A 17,252-nucleotide genomic window follows, 5' to 3' on the forward strand; every position below is an offset into this window, starting at 1 on the left:
AACCTGAATCACCTGACGCTGCCTGAAATCAAGGATTTCAACGCGTTAGGTGATACGAGATGTTTCAAGTCAATCGCGAAACGCTTTAACCAATCCGCGCACGCAGCTCTTCTGCCTCGCGGCGGGCATCGCGCAGGCCCTCCATCGCGGCATTCAGCTCTGCTTCGGTCTGGGATAGCTGATTGGTCAATTCCGATTCCCGTTGCTGCAGATAGGTGATCGCCTGATCGCGGGTTTCCTCGGCCTCGTGCAACTCCTGGCTCATCCGGTCGAGATCGGCGACGTCGCTCTGTTTCACGCGGGTAAAGCGATGCACCAGCCAGTTCGCGAACCAGCCTGCCGCAAAGGCGACAAACAGGATGATGGCCGTGGCTATGATGAACTCAGTTCTGTTCATTTTCTGATCCTTGTTCGTCCTCGCTGGCAGGGTCTGCCTCTTCCGTGTCCGTGTCTGCGTCCTCGTCGGCGTTTTCTGCTGCGGCCTGTTCGGCGACCGCTTCGAGCGTCGTCTGCCGTTCCTTGATCGGCTCGGGCCGGATAAGTTGAAAGTCGATGCGCCGGTTCGCTTCCCGGCCGGCCTCGGTGCCGTTGTCGGCAATCGGCCGGGTTTCTCCATAACCAACCGCGGTGTAGGTCGAGGTCAACACCCGCCGCGCGCGCAGTTCGTTCAGCACCGACTGGGCGCGCGACTGGCTGAGCTGTTCGTTCATGCTCTCGCGGCCCTGGCTGTCGGTATGCCCCTGGATCTCCAGCCTGATCTCTCCGCAGGTTTTCAGCACGTCGGCAATGTCGTTCATCGTGTCCAGCGACTCGGCGGCGATGGTCGCAGAGCCCGGTTCGAACTGAATCTTGTTGACCGCCTGGATTTCGGCCAGCTCGGCCTCGCAGAGTTCCGGGTCGGGTGGCAGGTCGACCGGCGGCGGCGGTGGCCGGTAGGTGACTTCGATGTCATAGCTTTCGGCTTCGCCCAGCTTCTCCGACAACAGGCCGGAAATTGTCGCGCTGGCATCTTCGCGGGTGCTGACGCCGCGCAGCTCGACATTGTCCGGCGTGACGATGACGGCGCCATTGCTGAGCAGCGACAGCGCCTCGAGGCCCGAGAGTACACGGATCGGCCAGTCTTGTGGCAGGTCCTTGACCAGCCGCGTCGCGGTATAGACCCCGTCCGAGCCAAACCGCGCTCTGGCATAGCTGTCGACCGCGTTGCGCAGGGTTTCGTCGCTCAGCCGTCCGCGCAGTTGAACCAGCCCTTCCGGGCTGAGTGTCGCGACAAATTCCGGCGGGCCGGATGGTTTGCTGCCCGGCGGGTCGGGCAGGACGGCGTGCAGGGCAAAGACCTCGGGGAGCTCGGTCTCAAGCTCGCCCACGACTCGATCGAACACGGCAGGATTTGTGCCTTCGACGGCGACCAGCGTGATGTCCGCATCCGCCATCGTGACCGAACCCATGCCCAGTTCCGCCAGCGCGGCAATCGCCAGTTCCGCCGCGCGGGGCCATTGTGGCGAGGGAACACCCATCCCGATGGTGCAGCGGTCATCGCCTGACAGACCCGCCCTGAAGGCAGCGTTCAGGATGCGGCTGCGCGATTTTTCGCTCTCGGCAGAGCAGGCGTCAAACCGTGCACCGTCTTCGTCGATCAGGAAGCGCAGGGTAAATGGGGTGATGACGGGACGAGGGGCGGCAATGTCTATCGACATGCGCAGCCCCGCCGGTGCGGCGCGGGTGAGTTCCTTTTCCAGGCGCTGGCGCGCCTCGGCGCTGTCGGAGATCGCCGTGATCCGAACCAGCCCCGCCTCGACGGACAGTTTGGAGCGGGGCAGGCGCTGCAGGGCCTGTGCGGCATAGTTCAGCGCATCATCCCAACCGCGCGGCACGGGATAGCTGGCGGTTTCCAGAAGGTCGGTCACCGGCGCGTCGCCAGCGATCTTTCGCAGCCGTTCGATCAGATCGGCCCGGTCGGTTTCGGCAGGAATCAGGCCGATGATCGACACGCCACTGTCATTGCGCAGGATCTCAGCCGAGAATTGCGGTGCCTGCAGCGCGGCGGTGGGGCGCACATCCATCCGGTTGATGACCCGCGAGGCGTCGACCACCGTGCCAGCCCTGCTGATTGCGTCAAAGCGCTTGGCCTCGGTCGGTGAGGTGCCGGTCAGGATGACCTCCAGCCCGTCGGCCTGCACTTCGGCCCAGTCATATTCCGCCCGATCAAGCACTTTGCGCACGCCGATTTCCGAGCCGTCCTCGACCGCCGTTACCGCGAAGCCGGCGGCCACCAGACACAGCACGCCGCCAATGGCAAAAGACAGCAAGGCAACTAGAAACGGAGACTGGCGCATGGGTGGTGTCGCTTTCCCTTGATACCGGGGTGTCATAGACCTCCGGGCCCCGAGGTTCAATCAAGCGAACAGGGCAGCGCAGAAGAAGATGAGCGGAATCAGGCCGGTGTCCCGGTTGAGCCGAAACAGATAAAGCATCCGCCGGTCGTCGTCGGGATTGAAACCGCGCAATTGCCACGCCATGTGCCAGCCCATTGCCCAAGGACCGGTCAGGGCGAGGATCAGCGCGATCAGCGAAGCGTTGGGCACCGCTGCGTCGATCACGGCAGCGCCCATCAGTGCGACCGTGCCCACCAGGAAATACTTCAGCCAATGGGCGGTCTTGTCACCGAAAAGCCGCGCGGTCGACTTGATCCCGATCATTGCGTCATCTTCGACGTCCTGGTGCGCATAGATCGTGTCGTAGAACAGCGTCCAGCAGATACCCGCGAGATAGAGCAGGAGCGCAGGCAGTTCGATCTTGCCGGTATGCGCGGCCCAGGCAAGCAGCGCGCCCCAGTTGAACGCGAGGCCAAGAAACACCTGTGGCCACCACGTGAAACGTTTGGCAAAGGGATAGATGGCCACCGGCAGCAGGGACAGGAATCCGAGCGATATTGCCATCCGGTTGAAGGTCAGCAATATGCAGAAGGCGATCAGCGCCTGAAGGCACATCCAGATCACGGCCCCGCGCACCGTCACCTGCCCGGACGGGATCGGTCGCGAGCGGGTGCGGGCAACCTGGGCGTCGAACTTGCGGTCGGTGATGTCGTTCCACGTGCATCCGGCGCCGCGCATCAGCCACGCGCCAAGCCCGCAGCCAAGCGCGATCCAGGCATCCTCCCATCTCGGTGACTGATCCGACAGCATGGCAAGGGCGAGTCCCCACCAGCAGGGGATCAGCAACAGCCAGGTGCCGATCGGACGATCCGCCCGGCTCAGCCGCAGGTAGGGGCGCGTGGCGGCGGGCGCATACCGATCCACCCAGTTGTCGGCGGGTGCATCCGCGACCTGACCATCTGGCACTGGCGCTTTGGTTTGCATATGTAGTCTTTCATGAACGCAAAGATCAGACTGTTTGTAGAGCACGCCTTGGGGCCGGGGCAATCGGTCCCTTTGACGCGCGAGCAGGCGCATTACCTCTTTGGGGTGATGCGTCAGGGCACCGGTGCCGCCGTGTCGCTCTTCAATGGCCGCGATGGCGAGTGGCGGGCCGTGGTTGACGAAGCGGGCAAGCGCGGCGGTGTCCTGCGCTGCGAGGAACAGACACGCGATCTGATGATGCCGCCCGACCTCTGGCTGCTCTTCGCACCGATCAAGAAGGCCCGCACCGATTTTATCGTCGAAAAGGCGGCCGAGATGGGGGCCGCACGTATCGTCCCGGTGCAGACCGATTTTACCAATGCGGAACGCATTCGCCAGGATCGCCTGCAGGCGCATGCGGTCGAAGCGGCGGAACAATGCGGTGGCACTTTCGTGCCCGAGGTTGCCCCGTTGCAAAAGCTGGACCGGGTATTGCGCGACTGGCCGGCCGAGCGCCGGCTGATGTTCTGCGACGAGGGTCGGGCCGGCGACAACCTTGGCCCGCCCGCGGCGGCGGATGCCGGCCCCTGGGCGATTCTCATCGGTCCCGAGGGCGGGTTTTCCGATGGTGAACGCAAGCGCCTTGTGGCGATGCCGATGTCGCATGTTGTCAGCCTCGGACCGCGTATCCTGCGCGCGGATACCGCGGCCGTGGCTGCGATGACCCTTTGGCAGCAGGCGCTTGGAGACTGGAGATGAGTTTCATACGCCCGGAACTTCGCGATGCCTTGTGGCGCTATCGCGAGGCCGTGGCCGGGCTTGCCATGATCCTGCTCGGGCTCTGGTGGTTGCTCGGACCGGGAGGCTTGCTGGGCTGGGTCGGGGGCGCGCTGACGCTCGCGGGCGCGGCGCAAGGGTTTGTCGGTCTGCAAAAGGCGCGGTTCAGCTCGGACGGAGGCGGTCAGGGCGTCGTGCAGGTCGACGAAGGCCAGATCACCTATTTCGGACCGCTGAGCGGCGGTGCGGTTGCGGTGGCCGACCTGACGAGCATCGCATTGATACCGGACGGAAAACCGGCGCATTGGGTGCTGTCACAAGCGGGCAGGCCGGATGTGCAGATACCGGTCAACGCGGAGGGTTCGGAAGCTTTGTTCGATGTGTTCGCGGCTCTGCCCGGCATCAGAACCGAGCGGATGCTGGCCGAGTTGCAAACCGGACCGGAACACCCGGTTGTGATCTGGTCACGCCAATCGTTGCGTCAGGAACACCAAAGGCTGCATTGACAGCCCGGCGGATTCACCGCACTCCTTTGCGCCAAAATCTCGAAAACGGTTCGGAGCGTACCCATGTCAATTCCACAGTCCGGCGGCGGACAGATCGAACGTCACGAACAGCTTGCGGAATTCATGGCGGACGGTTGCAAACCAAAGGCGGACTGGCGCATCGGAACCGAGCATGAAAAGTTCGGTTACTGCAAGGATACGCTGAAGCCTATCCCCTACGAAGGCGAACGCTCGGTCCGGGCGGTGCTCGAGGGGCTGCGCGACGCGCATGGCTGGTCGCCTGTCGAGGAGGGCGGCAACCTGATCGGACTGGAAAAGGACGGCGCCAATGTGTCGCTCGAACCCGGCGGTCAGCTTGAGCTGTCCGGTGCTCCGCTGGAAACCATTCACGAAACCTGCGACGAGGTGAACGAGCACCTGCGCGAGGTGAAGGACGTGGCCGACAAGGTTGGCGTCGGCTTCATCGGGCTGGGTGCCGCGCCGGTCTGGACGCATGAACAGATGCCGCTGATGCCCAAGGGGCGTTACAAGCTCATGGATGCCTACATGCAAAAGGTGGGCACGATGGGCCGCACAATGATGCGTCGCACCTGCACGGTTCAGGTCAACCTGGATTTCGCCAGCGAGGCGGACATGGTGCAAAAGCTGCGCGTGGCCATTGCCCTTCAACCGGTCGCCACGGCACTGTTTGCCAATTCACCCTTCATTGACGGCAAGCCGAACGGTCACAAATCCTGGCGCTCGCGGGTGTGGCGCGATCTCGATGCGGATCGCACCGGCATGGTGCCGTTCGTGTTCGACGAGGGATTCGGGTTTGAACGCTGGGTTGAATATGCGCTCGATGTGCCGATGTACTTCGTCTATCGCGATGGTGAATACATCGATGCGCTGGGGCAGTCGTTCCGGGACTTTCTGCGCGGTGAATTGCCGGCGCTGCCGGGTGAAAAGCCGCAGATGTCGGACTGGGCGGATCATCTGACCACCTTGTTTCCCGAGGCGCGAATCAAGAAATTCATCGAGATGCGCGGCGCGGATGGTGGACCCTGGCGGCGGCTTTGCGCCTTGCCGGCGTTCTGGGTCGGGCTGATGTATGATCAGACCGCGCTGGATGCGGCATGGGATCTTGCCAGGGGCTGGGATGCAGAGACCCGCGAGGCGCTGCGTGTTGCGGCGAGTGAGCAGGGGCTTCAGGCGCGTGTGGGCGATCTACAAATGCGCGAATTGGCCCGCGAAGTCGTCGCGATCGCCGATGCCGGTCTAAGGGCGCGGGCACGTCCCGGTGCGGGAGGAATGGTGCCCGACGAGACCCATTTCCTGAACGCGCTCAAGGAAAGTCTGGACAGCGGCCAGGTGCCCGCCGACGAGCTTCTTGGACGCTACGAGGGCGACTGGAATGGTGATCTGAACAGGATATACGCGGATTACAGCTACTGACACCGGCGCCTGGAAACAGGCGGGAGAGTGGTCAGAGAAGCTCGAAAACCCGTTTCATCCTCCCCGAGGCAAGAGATACTCTGCCCCGGGGACATGGAATTGTATCAGCCGTTGCGGCGACGGCGTGCCGCAAACGCACCGAGGCTGCCGATTCCGGCCATGAGCATCAGCGCGGTTGCCGGAAGCGGTACGGGTGTCGGGACAACAATTTCGCCGTTCAGCGCGAAATCAAGGCTATTGCCCGTAAACAGGCTGTTGAGGGCACCGCCATTGCCGAAGGGGGCAACCCCGGGAAGGGCACCGCCGAACAGGGTGGTTGCCGTCGCGTCTTCCCGTGCCCCCATCGCAAAGTAGTAGGTATGATCCGCCAGCAGGGTCACGTCTCTGTCAAAGGTCCAGAAGCCGTCTTCATAGCCGGTGCTGACCGCCAGAAAACCCGATGTGGACGTGCTGAGATCGTCAGCGGTGCCCAGGAAATCCTCGGTCAGAATATACAGATCACCCGCCGAATAGGCTTCGAACCCGGCGCCGCCCTGCATGTCGAACGCGAAGGAAATCGTATTCCAGTCATAACGCGAACCGATGGTAACGCTCTGACCGTAATACAGTTGTTCGATTGCGCCGCTGTTATAGGTGATGCTTTGAATTGGCGCGGCCTGTACGGTTGTCGCGCCGATCATCAAAGCCGCTGCTGACGACAGGATCGCCAGAATACTGCTTTTACAAAAATTCATGACAACTTCTTTTCACCCCGCGAACTTTTTACACAAAACAAAGGCGAGCACCGCCAAAACGCGGGAACAAACGGACTCGGCCATCCTCCAAACCAAACGGAGTAAACTGTATTTATATTAACCTTTCGAGAAAATCAACCATATGTTCCAGACGCTTAACAGAATTTTAATTTTAAGGCTGGGCCACCGAATGGCCGCGAGCGTGCCCGATTTTCTTCACAATCCTTGGCGAGAATAGAGGGCGCGAGTCTGTTATGCGCCCGATATCGTGGTTCCGTTCAGGCCTGCAGACTTTTCACGCCGACGCCCCCTTCGGCCTGCGCCTTGATCGCCAGCGCGGCAGCATGGCTGCCCGCGGCCGTGGTGAAATAGGGGATCTTGTCATAAAGGGCGATGGTGCGGATCGATTTGGAATCCTCGACCGCTTGTGAGCCCTCGGTCGAGTTCATCACAAGCTGCACACCGCCATCTTTCATCATGTCGGTGATGTCGGGGCGCCCCTCGTACACCTTGTTCACGAGGTCGCAGTCGATCCCCTGTCCGGCGAGCCAGCTTTGCGTGCCGCGCGTCGCGACAAGCGTGAACCCGAGATCGGTGAGAATCTTTGCGGCTTCGAGGATCTGCGGCGTCTTGTCGTCGTCCTTGATCGACAAGAACGCACATCCCGATGTGGGCAGAACCATGCCCGCACCCATCTGCGCCTTGAGGAAGGCACGCGGAAAATCGCGATCCCAGCCCATGACTTCGCCGGTCGAGCGCATTTCCGGGCCAAGAATCGTATCAACGCCGGGGAAACGGGCAAAGGGCAGCACCGCCTCCTTGACCGAGAACCAGGGCATGTTCGGATCGGCCAGCGTCATCGGATCCGCAAGCGGCAACACCGTGTCATAGTCGGCCTGCTCGTCGTAAGGCGCGCGCATCGGGAAATTCGACAGCGGTTCGCCGGCCATGACACGGGCCGCAATCGATGCGATCGCGGAATCCGTGGCCTTTGCGACAAAGGGCACCGTGCGGCTGGCGCGGGGGTTGACCTCGATCAGGTATATTTCGCCATCCTTGATTGCGAACTGGATGTTCATCAGCCCGACGACATTGAGCGCCCGCGCGAGCGCCGTGGTCTGGGCCTTGACCTCTTCGATGATCGCGGGGTCAAGCGAATAGGGCGGCAGCGAACAGGCACTGTCGCCGGAATGCACGCCCGCCTCTTCGATATGCTGCATGATCCCCGCAACATGCACGTCGGTGCCATCACAGATCGCATCGACGTCCAGTTCCACCGCGCCGGACAGGTAACTGTCCAGCAGCACCGGGCTGTCGCCGGAAACCACCACGGCGTCCGAAATGTAACGCTCGAGCTGGGCCTGATCGCGCACGATTTCCATGGCGCGGCCACCCAGAACATAGGACGGCCGGATCACCAGCGGGAAACCGATCTGCTTTGCGATTTCCAGCGCCTGTGCATCTGTGCTGGCGATACCGTTATTGGGTTGCTTCAGCCCGAGGTCCTGAACGAGTTTCTGGAACCGTTCGCGATCTTCGGCCAGATCGATGGCGTCGGGTGTCGTGCCGAGGATCGGGATGCCTTCGTCGTGAAGCGCGTTCGCGAGTTTCAGCGGGGTCTGTCCGCCAAACTGGACGATCACGCCGTGCAGGCTGCCGTTCTGCTGTTCGACCCGCAGGATTTCGAGCACGTGTTCCAGCGTCAGAGGTTCGAAATACAGCCGGTCAGAGGTGTCATAGTCGGTCGACACCGTTTCCGGGTTGCAGTTGATCATGATGGTCTCGTAGCCGACATCGGTCAGCGCGAAACAGGCGTGACAGCAACAATAATCAAACTCGATACCCTGACCGATCCGGTTCGGGCCGCCGCCGAGAATCACCACCTTCTTGCGGTTGGTCGGGCGTGCTTCGCATTCGACCTCGCCCATCATCGGCGTTTCATAGGTCGAATACATATAAGGCGTCTGCGCCTCGAACTCGGCGGCGCAGGTGTCGATGCGCTTGAACACCGCGGTCACATCGAGATTGTGCCGTGCCCGGCGTACATTTGCCTCGTCGCGCCCGGTGAGTGCGCCCAGCCGGGCATCGGTAAAGCCCATCATCTTAAGCGCGCGCAGTTCCTCGGCATTGGTGGGCAGGCCCGACTTGCGCAGCTTCGCCTCGGTCTCGATGATCTCGCGTATCCGGGCAAGGAACCACGGATCGAACATCGTGACCGCGTGAATATCCTCGTCGCTCATGCCGTGCCGCATGGCCTGCGCGATGGTGCGCATCCGGTCCGGGGTCTGCTGGCTGATCGCCTTGATGATGACGGCCTTGTCCTCGACGGGATCCCAGGGGCCGACGGTGACGCCGGGAATCTCGATCTCGTCAAACCCGGTCAGACCCGATTCCATGCTCGCCAGCGCCTTTTGCAGCGATTCGTGGATGCTGCGGCCGATGGCCATGGCCTCGCCCACGGATTTCATCGCCGTGGTCAGGTCGGGTTTGGAGCCGGGGAATTTCTCGAAGGCGAATTTCGGTATCTTGGTCACGACATAGTCGATGGTCGGCTCAAAGCTTGCCGGTGTCACCTTGGTGATGTCGTTGTCCAGTTCGTCCAGCGTATAGCCGACCGCCAGTTTCGCGGCGATCTTGGCGATCGGGAAGCCGGTCGCCTTTGACGCCAGTGCCGAGGACCGCGACACGCGCGGGTTCATTTCGATCACCACCATGCGCCCGTCCGCGGGGTTCACCGCCCATTGCACGTTGGAACCGCCGGTTTCCACGCCGATCTCGCGCAGCACCGCGATGCTGCCGTTGCGCATGATCTGGTATTCCTTGTCGGTCAGGGTCAGCGCCGGGGCCACGGTGATCGAGTCACCCGTGTGCACGCCCATCGGATCGACGTTTTCGATAGAACAGACGATGATGGCGTTGTCGGCGGTATCGCGCACCACCTCCATCTCGTATTCCTTCCAGCCGAGCAGCGATTCGTCGATCAGGATCTGGCCCATCGGGCTGGCGTCCATGCCGGTCCGGCAGATATGTTCGTAATCGTCCCGGTTATAGGCGACACCGCCACCGGTGCCGCCCATGGTAAAGGCAGGGCGGATGATGGCGGGCAGGCCGACCTCTTCCAGCGCGTCCAGCGCCAGGCGCACGCCCTCGTTCAGATCCTTCTTGCCGTTCACGCCCATGGGCGCGGTTACGATGGTGGCACGCGGGTTCTCGATGCCCAGCCGGTCCATCGCTTCGCGGAACAGCTTGCGGTCCTCGGCCATCTCGATGGCTTCGCGTTTTGCACCGATCATTTCGACACCGAATTTCGTCAGAACGCCCATTTCCTCAAGGGCAAGGCTGGTGTTCAACCCGGTCTGACCACCCATCGTGGGGAGCAACGCGTCGGGACGTTCCTTTTCAATGATCTTGGCGACGATCTCGGGGGTGATCGGCTCGATATAGGTTGCGTCGGCGAGTTCCGGGTCGGTCATGATCGTCGCCGGGTTCGAATTGACCAGGATAACGCGGTATCCTTCCTCGCGCAGCGCCTTGCAGGCCTGGGCTCCGGAATAGTCAAACTCGCAGGCCTGCCCGATCACGATGGGTCCTGCTCCGATGATCATGATCGACTGGATGTCGGTTCTCTTCGGCATGGTGCGGTCCCTCTGGCTGGTGAATCCCGGGCACCCCCAATGTGCCCAAATTGTCCTGCGTTATAGGGATGGGTCGCGCATGTGCAAGGCCCGAAAGCGCAAGAATTTCGCACCGGATGCGCACATCGGTTGCCGGGTATCTGTGTTGCCGCTATGAGGGCGCGATTGTCGGGGACGTGAGACACAGTTGGATATTCGCTTTGATCAAGGGCCACAGGGGCCGGGTGACTGGTTCCGCGATCCGGTGCGCCTGATCCGCGCGGACCGGCCGGGCGAGGTTGATGCCGCGCTGTCGGACCTGGATGCGGCGCAGGCGCAGGGGCATTGGCTCGCGGGTTACTGCAGTTACGAGCTGGGCTATGCGCTCGAGCCAAGACTAGCGGCGCTGATGCCCCGGGACAGGCGGCTGCCGCTTCTTGCCATCGGCGTTTACGGCGCGCCGGGGCAGGGCGCGTTGAAACGCGGACCCGCCGGATTTGATACCTTTCGCCCGTCGTGGGACCGCGAACGCTATCGTCAGGCGTTCGACCGTGTTCATGCGTTGATTCGCGCCGGGGATATCTATCAGGCCAACCTGACCTTCCCGATGCGGGCCGTGGCCCATGGCGGGGCGCAGGAACTTTACGCGGCGCTGATGGAACGGCAGCCGGTGGGATATGGCGCGCTGGTTGAGCAGGATGGACTGCCCGACCTGCTGTGCCGCTCGCCGGAATTGTTCTTTCGCACCGATGCCGATGGCCTGATCGAAACCCTGCCGATGAAAGGCACGCAGCCACGCGGCGGCGACGCCGAAGACGATGCGCGCAGGCGCGCGTTTCTCGCGAACGACGTCAAGAACCGCGCCGAGAACCTGATGATCGTCGATCTGCTGCGCAACGATCTGTCCCGCGTCAGCCGACCGGGTTCGGTCCAGGTGCCCCGGCTATTTCATGTGCAAACCTACCGGACCGTGCACCAGATGGTGTCACAGGTGCAGGCGCGGATGCAGCCAGGGCTTGGCGCCAGTGCAGTGTTGCGGGCCTTGTTCCCCTGCGGCTCGATCACCGGCGCACCCAAAATCCGCGCGATGGAGGTGATCCGGGATCTCGAAACCGCCCCGCGCGACATATATTGTGGCGGTATCGGCTGGATCGCACCGGATGGGCGCAGCAGTTTCAATGTCGCGATCCGCACCATCCTGCTTGAGAAGGGTCAGGCGCGGCTGAATGTCGGCGGTGGCGTCGTCTATGACAGCGACGCCGACAGCGAATACGAAGAGGCGCTATGGAAAGCCCGGTTTTCAGCCATATCCCAGCCGATACGCGTCTGATCGAAACGCTCGCATGGTGTCCCGAGGCGGGATACGCTGATGCGGACGCACATTTGGACCGGATGGCGCGGTCGGCACGGGCGCTGGATATTCCGTTTGTCCGGGGCAGGGCGATGCGGCGTCTGGCGACGGTGGCGGGGGATCGGCCACAGCGGTGCCGGCTGACGCTGGGGCTGGATGGCGGATTTGACGTGACCCACACTGACATTTCTGCGCATGCGCCGCTCTGGACACTCGCCCTGGCATCGGAACGGCTCGACCCGGAAGACCCGTGGCTGCGGCACAAGAGCACAAACAGGAATCTCTACGATCGCGCCCGCGCGGCGCTGCCCGACGGTGTGCAAGAGTTGATCTTTCTGAACCGGCGCGGCGAACTCTGCGAAGGGACAATCACCAATCTCTTCGTGCGCCTTGACGGTGGGCGGCAGGTCACGCCTCCGCAATCCTGCGGTCTTTTGCCGGGCGTGTTGCGGGGGCGATTGCTGGCCGGCGGCGCGTGGCGGGAACAGGTGCTGCGCATGTCCGATCTGCACCGGGCAGAGGCGATCTGGGTCGGAAATGCGCTGCGCGGGCTGATACCGGCGCGGTTTCAGGTCACGGACGGGGCCAACACGGCTTGACTTTTGTGGCGCAGCCTTGTGTACCGGCGCGACGCCACAAACCAGCCAAAACGAGGCATATCCCATGCACGCCTATCGCAGCCATACCTGCGCCGATCTGACTGCCGCCAATGTCGGCGATTCCGTCCGCCTGTCCGGCTGGGTCCATCGGGTCCGGGATCATGGCGGGGTTCTGTTCATCGATCTGCGCGATCATTATGGCGTGACGCAAATCCTCTGCGACGGCGACAGCCCGGCCTTTGCCGAACTGGAAAAGGTGCGCAGCGAGTGGTGCATCCGCATCGACGGCGCGGTCAAGGCGCGTGCTGCCGATCTGGTCAATCCCAAGCTGCCGACCGGTGAAATCGAAGTTTACGTGCGCGAGCTCCAAGTGCTCGGTGCGGCGGCGGAACTGCCGCTGATGGTGTTCGGGGATCAGGAATACCCGGAGGAAACCCGCCTGCGTTATCGCTATCTCGATCTGCGCCGCGACGTGATGCAGTCGAACATGACGCTGCGCTCCGACGTCGTGGCCAGCATGCGCCGCCGCATGTGGGACAAGGGGTTTCGCGAATATCAGACCCCGATCATCACGGCATCCAGCCCCGAGGGCGCCCGCGATTTCCTGGTGCCAAGCCGCCTGCATCCGGGCAAGTTCTATGCACTGCCTCAGGCGCCGCAGCAGTTCAAGCAGCTGATCATGGTCAGCGGGTTCGACAAGTATTTCCAGATCGCGCCCTGTTTCCGCGACGAAGACCCGCGCGCCGACCGGTCGCCGACGGATTTCTATCAGCTCGACCTCGAGATGTCCTTTGTCACCCAGCAGGACGTGTTCGACACGATCCAGCCGGTGTTGCAGGGCGTGTTCGAGGAATTCGGAAAAGGGGCCAGCGTCGATACCGAATGGCCGCAGATTTCCTATCGCGACGCGGCGTTGTGGTATGGCACCGACAAGCCCGACCTGCGCAACCCGATAAAGATGCAGGTGGTCTCCGAACATTTCGCAGGTTCCGGTTTCGCGATCTTTGCCAAGCTGCTGGAACAGGAGGGCACAGAGATCCGCGCCATTCCCGCGCCCACGGGCGGGTCGCGCAAGTTCTGCGACCGGATGAACGCATTTGCCCAGAAAGAGGGCCTGCCGGGCATGGGGTATATCTTCTGGCGCGATCAGGGGAACGGGATGGAGGCCGCCGGCCCGCTGGCCAAGAATATCGGCCCGGAACGGACCGAAGCGATCCGTCAGCAACTGGGTCTGGGCGTTGGCGATGCGGCGTTCTTTCTTGGCGGCAAGCCCAAGACGTTCGAAAAGGTCGCGGGCAAGGCGCGGGATGTGATCGGCGAGGAGCTGGGCCTGACCGAGAAAAACCGCTTTGCCTTTGCCTGGATCGTCGATTTCCCGATCTACGAACAGGACGAGGAAACCGGCAAGATCGACTTTGAGCACAACCCGTTCTCGATGCCGCAGGGCGGGATGGAGGCGCTGGAGGGCGATCCGCTCAAGGTACTGGGCTATCAGTATGACCTGTCCTGCAACGGCTACGAGCTGGTCAGTGGCGCGATCCGGAACCACAAGCCCGAGATCATGTTCAAGGCGTTTGAAATTGCCGGATATGGTCGGGATGAAGTCGAGAAACGCTTTGGCGGCATGGTCAATGCGTTTCAGTATGGCGCCCCACCGCACGGGGGCTGTGCCGCCGGAATCGACCGCATCGTGATGCTGCTCGCCGATACGGCAAACATCCGCGAGGTCATCATGTTCCCGATGAACCAGCGGGCCGAAGACCTGATGATGAACGCCCCCAGCGATCCGACCAGCGATCAGTTGATGGAACTGGGCCTTCGGGTGATCCCGCAGGAGAACTGATGCTGGACCGGTTGCGCGATCTGGGATTTGACATCGCGACGCGCAACCATGCGGACGCCATCCTGTCGTTCGATTTTGCCGATGATCTGGCTGATCTCGTTGCCCGGCTGGCCGATTTTCGCATTCACATCAAGGAATTGATCGGCGGCGGCGGTGGCGAAAGCGGCCAGACGCAGCGGCTGCGGCGCGCGCTGGACGCCGGCGGCTGGCGCAAACATCACTTTTCCGTCGAAACCATCGTTGACGGCCACACCCGCGCCGGGGTGAGCCACGAGGTGGACCACGTGCGGTTCGCGGGAAATGGCACCCTTGCGCTCGAGATCGAGTGGAACAACAAGGATCCGTTCTTTGACCGTGATCTGGAAAACTTCCAGCGGCTGCATGGCCTCTCGGCGATTTCGGTCGGCATCATCGTCACGCGCGGCGCATCGATGCAAGAGACCTTCCTGCACCGTATCACCGGCTGGCTCAGGGCACAGGGGCTGGACAGCGAGGAGCATCTGGAGCGGCTTGGCATCACCGAGCGTACGCGGGCGCAACGTGATGCCGTTGCCCGGCAGGTCGAACGCGGTGTGCCCTTTGCCGACGCGTTCGCCAAGAATTTTGTCGCCAGCAAATTCGGACAGGCGTCAACCCATTGGGCCAAACTTGAGGAGCGGGTGACGCGCGGCGTCGGCAATCCGTGCCCGCTGCTTCTGGTGGGGTTGCCGGACCGCGTTCTGGTGGATGCGGCCGAGGATGTCGCGCCAGAGACCGTCCGGATGCCCGACCTGTTCGGCAGAGACCTTCCGAACCCATAGTGTGCTATTCGGCGGCGACCCCGGAGTTGTAGGCATAGGTTTTCCAACCCGGCTTGTAATCCGCGTCAGCCTGATTGCCCCAGACGGTCCAGCCTTCGCGCACGCCGCGACCGAACAGTTCGAGATACGGCCCCCAGGAACAGCTTTCGATCAGTTCGTATTGTTCATCCGGTTTACGCGAATGCTCGCGCTTGCGGGTTTGCATCATGTTGACCTGCCGCCGACCGGGGTCGAGCGTGCGTGCATTCTTGCCACGCGTCCCGAACAGCAGGATCTCGGTCACGTTGCGAAAATAGAATCCGACGCCGCGCCCGTCGCTGCCGCCATCCTTGCGGATCTTGTGCCAGATGATGTTTGACTTGTAATCAAAGCCCCATGCGCTGAGCACCTGCAACCCCTCGGGCAAGAGCGCGTTCGGCACCCAGAGATAGCAATGCGCCCGCTCTTCGAGATGATCGGTCACCGGCAGAGCGCAGATATCGTCAAGCGTCATCGTCGGATAGCGCGCAAGTCGCTTGTGCTCGGGGGCAACCTTGCCGGTGCGATTGGTGAAACGCCACGGCGGATCGGCCATCACCGTCGCGAAACGATCCGATCCCAGGAAATTTGACAGATCTTGTGAGGGGCTATCAGTCATATCCCACATATTGCTGGATCTCCGCGCGATTGTCACTAGAACAATATGGGAACACGAGGGGTTTCACAAATGTTGAACATCCAGCCTTCCCGGCCCCGAAAGGCGCCTTTTCGCGCAAATCGCGACGGAAGCGGGGGGAAGTTGCGTACAACAAGAAACCGTGATGAAAAACGTCATGTCTTTGGTGTAACTTGCGACGCAATTGACCCAACACAGGTGTCCTTCCGTGACTGTATCCACTGAACAGGCTTCCATGCGTTTCGGGTGCGGGTTGTCGCCGGACCTGCCGGCTCTGGGTCCTGACCAGTTGCTGACGGGCCTGCGAGAGCCAGACGAGATCGCGAAGCGTTTCCCGATTGAGCTCTTTTCCATCTACGGGCGCAACCTCGAGGCGGCGGCGCGCCTGCGGCGCGAGATCAAAACGGCCAGGAAACAGGGCAAGACCAAACGCGCCGTTGCCGCGCGCGACGAACTCAGGACGATGCGAAAAACGCTCGGCGGTCAGAACCGGGAATGGTATGTCAAGACGCTGTTGCGGTGGAGCCAGACCCAGGTTCCGCTGCGCGAGCGGCTGACAATGTTCTGGGCCGACCATTTTACCGCCAGGGGCAAGAACCCCATCATGGCGGCGGCGACGTTCCCCTATATCGAGGAGGCGATCCGGCCGAATGTGAACGGGCGTTTTGGTGATTTGCTGATTGCGGCGGTCACGCATCCGCTGATGCTGCATTTTCTGGACCAATCCTATTCGGTCGGGCCCGACAGCGTCGCCGCCAAACGGGCCGAGCGGTTGGGTGGGCTGAACGAAAACCTGGCGCGCGAGGTCCTGGAACTGCACACGCTGGGTGTGGACGGACCCTATGATCAGAATGATGTGCGCCAGTTGGCCGAACTGTTCACCGGGCTGAGTTACAAGATTGACGGCACATTTATCTTTCGCAACGGCTTTGCCGAACCAGGTGCCGAAACCGTTCTGGGCGTGCGCTATGGCGCGGGCGAGCGCGGCATCGGGCCGGTGATCGACGCGCTGAATGACATTGCGGCGCATCCGGCGACCGCGCGGCACATTGCCTGGAAACTCGCTGTGCATTTCGTGTCGGATACCCCGGACCCGGCGCTTGTGGATCACGTTGCGGCGCGCTTTGAAAGCAGCGGCGGCGATCTCGAACAGGTCTATACCGCGCTGCTGGAGCACCCGGCGAGCTGGGGGGAACAGACCGGCAATGTCAAACCTCCCTTCGATCTCATCGCTTCGAGCTGTCGGGCGCTCGCGGTGACGTCGCAGGACATGAAAAAGCTGACGCCGCGCCAGCTGCGCCGGACGCTGTTAAACCCGCTGGCCGATATGGGACAGCCTTTGCTGAAACCCAGCGGGCCGGACGGCTGGGCCGAAGAGGATGAGGCGTGGATTACGCCCCAGGGGTTGTCCGCACGCCTGCGCTGGGCGGTGTCCGCGCCCGCGTTCCTGCGCCCGGCACTGCCAGAGCCGGGCGCGTTCGTGGAAACGGCGCTGGGCCCGTTTGCCACCGAACCGGTCCGTTTTGCCGCGCGCGCGGCCGAGAGCCGGTCGGATGCGATCGGTCTGATTCTGAGTTCCCCCGCGTTTCAGCGCCGATAGG

14 protein-coding genes are annotated in these 17,252 nt (G+C 62.4%); 8 read left to right on the top strand and 6 right to left on the bottom strand.

Annotated features, from left to right (window positions below):
- Window positions 1–85 precede the first annotated feature (85 nt).
- From AB9K34_RS15685 to ubiA, 3 genes are read right to left on the bottom strand one after another with little or no spacing between them, the layout of a single operon-like run.
- Window positions 86–397: a hypothetical protein gene (locus AB9K34_RS15685; protein WP_369955370.1), complete on the bottom strand. Its 312-nt coding sequence runs from the start codon at window positions 395–397 to the stop codon at window positions 86–88.
- The gene (locus AB9K34_RS15690; RefSeq protein WP_369955371.1) at window positions 384–2,336 is read right to left on the bottom strand and encodes an OmpA family protein; all 1,953 of its coding nucleotides are present in this window, start codon (window positions 2,334–2,336) and stop codon (window positions 384–386) included. The genes AB9K34_RS15685 and AB9K34_RS15690 overlap by 14 nt, the downstream gene beginning before the upstream one ends.
- A 60-nt stretch (window positions 2,337–2,396) precedes the next feature.
- On the bottom strand, window positions 2,397–3,359 hold the full coding sequence (gene ubiA, locus AB9K34_RS15695; RefSeq protein WP_369955372.1) for a 4-hydroxybenzoate octaprenyltransferase: 963 nt from the start codon (window positions 3,357–3,359) through the stop codon (window positions 2,397–2,399).
- Between the two features lie 12 nt (window positions 3,360–3,371).
- Between ubiA and AB9K34_RS15700 the strand changes: the two genes are divergently transcribed.
- The 3 genes from AB9K34_RS15700 to AB9K34_RS15710 all read left to right on the top strand — a co-directional run bounded on the left by AB9K34_RS15700 (window position 3,372) and on the right by AB9K34_RS15710 (window position 6,055).
- The gene (locus AB9K34_RS15700; protein WP_369955373.1) at window positions 3,372–4,097 is read left to right on the top strand and encodes a 16S rRNA (uracil(1498)-N(3))-methyltransferase; all 726 of its coding nucleotides are present in this window, start codon (window positions 3,372–3,374) and stop codon (window positions 4,095–4,097) included.
- The gene (locus tag AB9K34_RS15705) at window positions 4,094–4,621 is read left to right on the top strand and encodes a hypothetical protein (RefSeq protein ID WP_369955374.1); all 528 of its coding nucleotides are present in this window, start codon (window positions 4,094–4,096) and stop codon (window positions 4,619–4,621) included. Before AB9K34_RS15700 ends, AB9K34_RS15705 begins: the two co-directional genes overlap by 4 nt.
- 63 nt (window positions 4,622–4,684) lie before the next feature.
- Window positions 4,685–6,055, top strand: coding sequence for a glutamate--cysteine ligase (locus AB9K34_RS15710; protein WP_369955375.1), 1,371 nt, complete (start codon window positions 4,685–4,687; stop codon window positions 6,053–6,055).
- Between the two features lie 104 nt (window positions 6,056–6,159).
- Here the strand turns inward: AB9K34_RS15710 and AB9K34_RS15715 are convergent, their stop codons facing one another.
- Both AB9K34_RS15715 and carB read right to left on the bottom strand, forming a co-directional pair.
- Complete coding sequence (locus AB9K34_RS15715) at window positions 6,160–6,789, bottom strand: VPLPA-CTERM sorting domain-containing protein (protein ID WP_369955376.1); 630 nt, start codon at window positions 6,787–6,789, stop codon at window positions 6,160–6,162.
- Window positions 6,790–7,067: 278 nt separating this feature from the next.
- Entirely contained in the window at window positions 7,068–10,424 is a 3,357-nt protein-coding gene (gene carB / locus AB9K34_RS15720) for a carbamoyl-phosphate synthase large subunit (RefSeq protein WP_369955377.1), read from the bottom strand.
- Window positions 10,425–10,611: 187 nt separating this feature from the next.
- Between carB and AB9K34_RS15725 the strand changes: the two genes are divergently transcribed.
- The 4 genes from AB9K34_RS15725 to AB9K34_RS15740 all read left to right on the top strand — a co-directional run bounded on the left by AB9K34_RS15725 (window position 10,612) and on the right by AB9K34_RS15740 (window position 14,996).
- Window positions 10,612–11,733, top strand: a complete 1,122-nt coding sequence (locus tag AB9K34_RS15725; protein ID WP_369955378.1) for an aminodeoxychorismate synthase component I — start codon at window positions 10,612–10,614, stop codon at window positions 11,731–11,733.
- Window positions 11,688–12,353 (top strand): aminotransferase class IV family protein, encoded by a 666-nt coding sequence (locus AB9K34_RS15730; protein WP_369955379.1) that lies wholly within the window; start codon window positions 11,688–11,690, stop codon window positions 12,351–12,353. The genes AB9K34_RS15725 and AB9K34_RS15730 overlap by 46 nt, the downstream gene beginning before the upstream one ends.
- Window positions 12,354–12,417: 64 nt before the next feature.
- Complete coding sequence (gene aspS, locus AB9K34_RS15735; RefSeq protein ID WP_369955380.1) at window positions 12,418–14,196, top strand: aspartate--tRNA ligase; 1,779 nt, start codon at window positions 12,418–12,420, stop codon at window positions 14,194–14,196.
- A complete protein-coding gene (locus tag AB9K34_RS15740; RefSeq protein ID WP_369955381.1) occupies window positions 14,196–14,996 on the top strand; it encodes a BglII/BstYI family type II restriction endonuclease in 801 nt (266 codons plus the stop codon). Before aspS ends, AB9K34_RS15740 begins: the two co-directional genes overlap by 1 nt.
- A 4-nt stretch (window positions 14,997–15,000) precedes the next feature.
- Here AB9K34_RS15740 and AB9K34_RS15745 read toward each other — a convergent pair whose 3' ends face one another.
- Window positions 15,001–15,633, bottom strand: coding sequence for an MT-A70 family methyltransferase (locus AB9K34_RS15745; RefSeq protein WP_369955382.1), 633 nt, complete (start codon window positions 15,631–15,633; stop codon window positions 15,001–15,003).
- A gap of 226 nt (window positions 15,634–15,859) precedes the next feature.
- Here AB9K34_RS15745 and AB9K34_RS15750 point away from each other — a divergent pair, with 226 nt between their 5' ends.
- Window positions 15,860–17,251 (top strand): DUF1800 family protein, encoded by a 1,392-nt coding sequence (locus AB9K34_RS15750; RefSeq protein ID WP_369955383.1) that lies wholly within the window; start codon window positions 15,860–15,862, stop codon window positions 17,249–17,251.
- Window position 17,252 lies beyond the last annotated feature (1 nt).

It is taken from the genome of Sedimentitalea sp. XS_ASV28 (genome assembly GCF_041224545.1).
Taxonomy (GTDB): Bacteria; Pseudomonadota; Alphaproteobacteria; order Rhodobacterales; family Rhodobacteraceae; genus Sedimentitalea.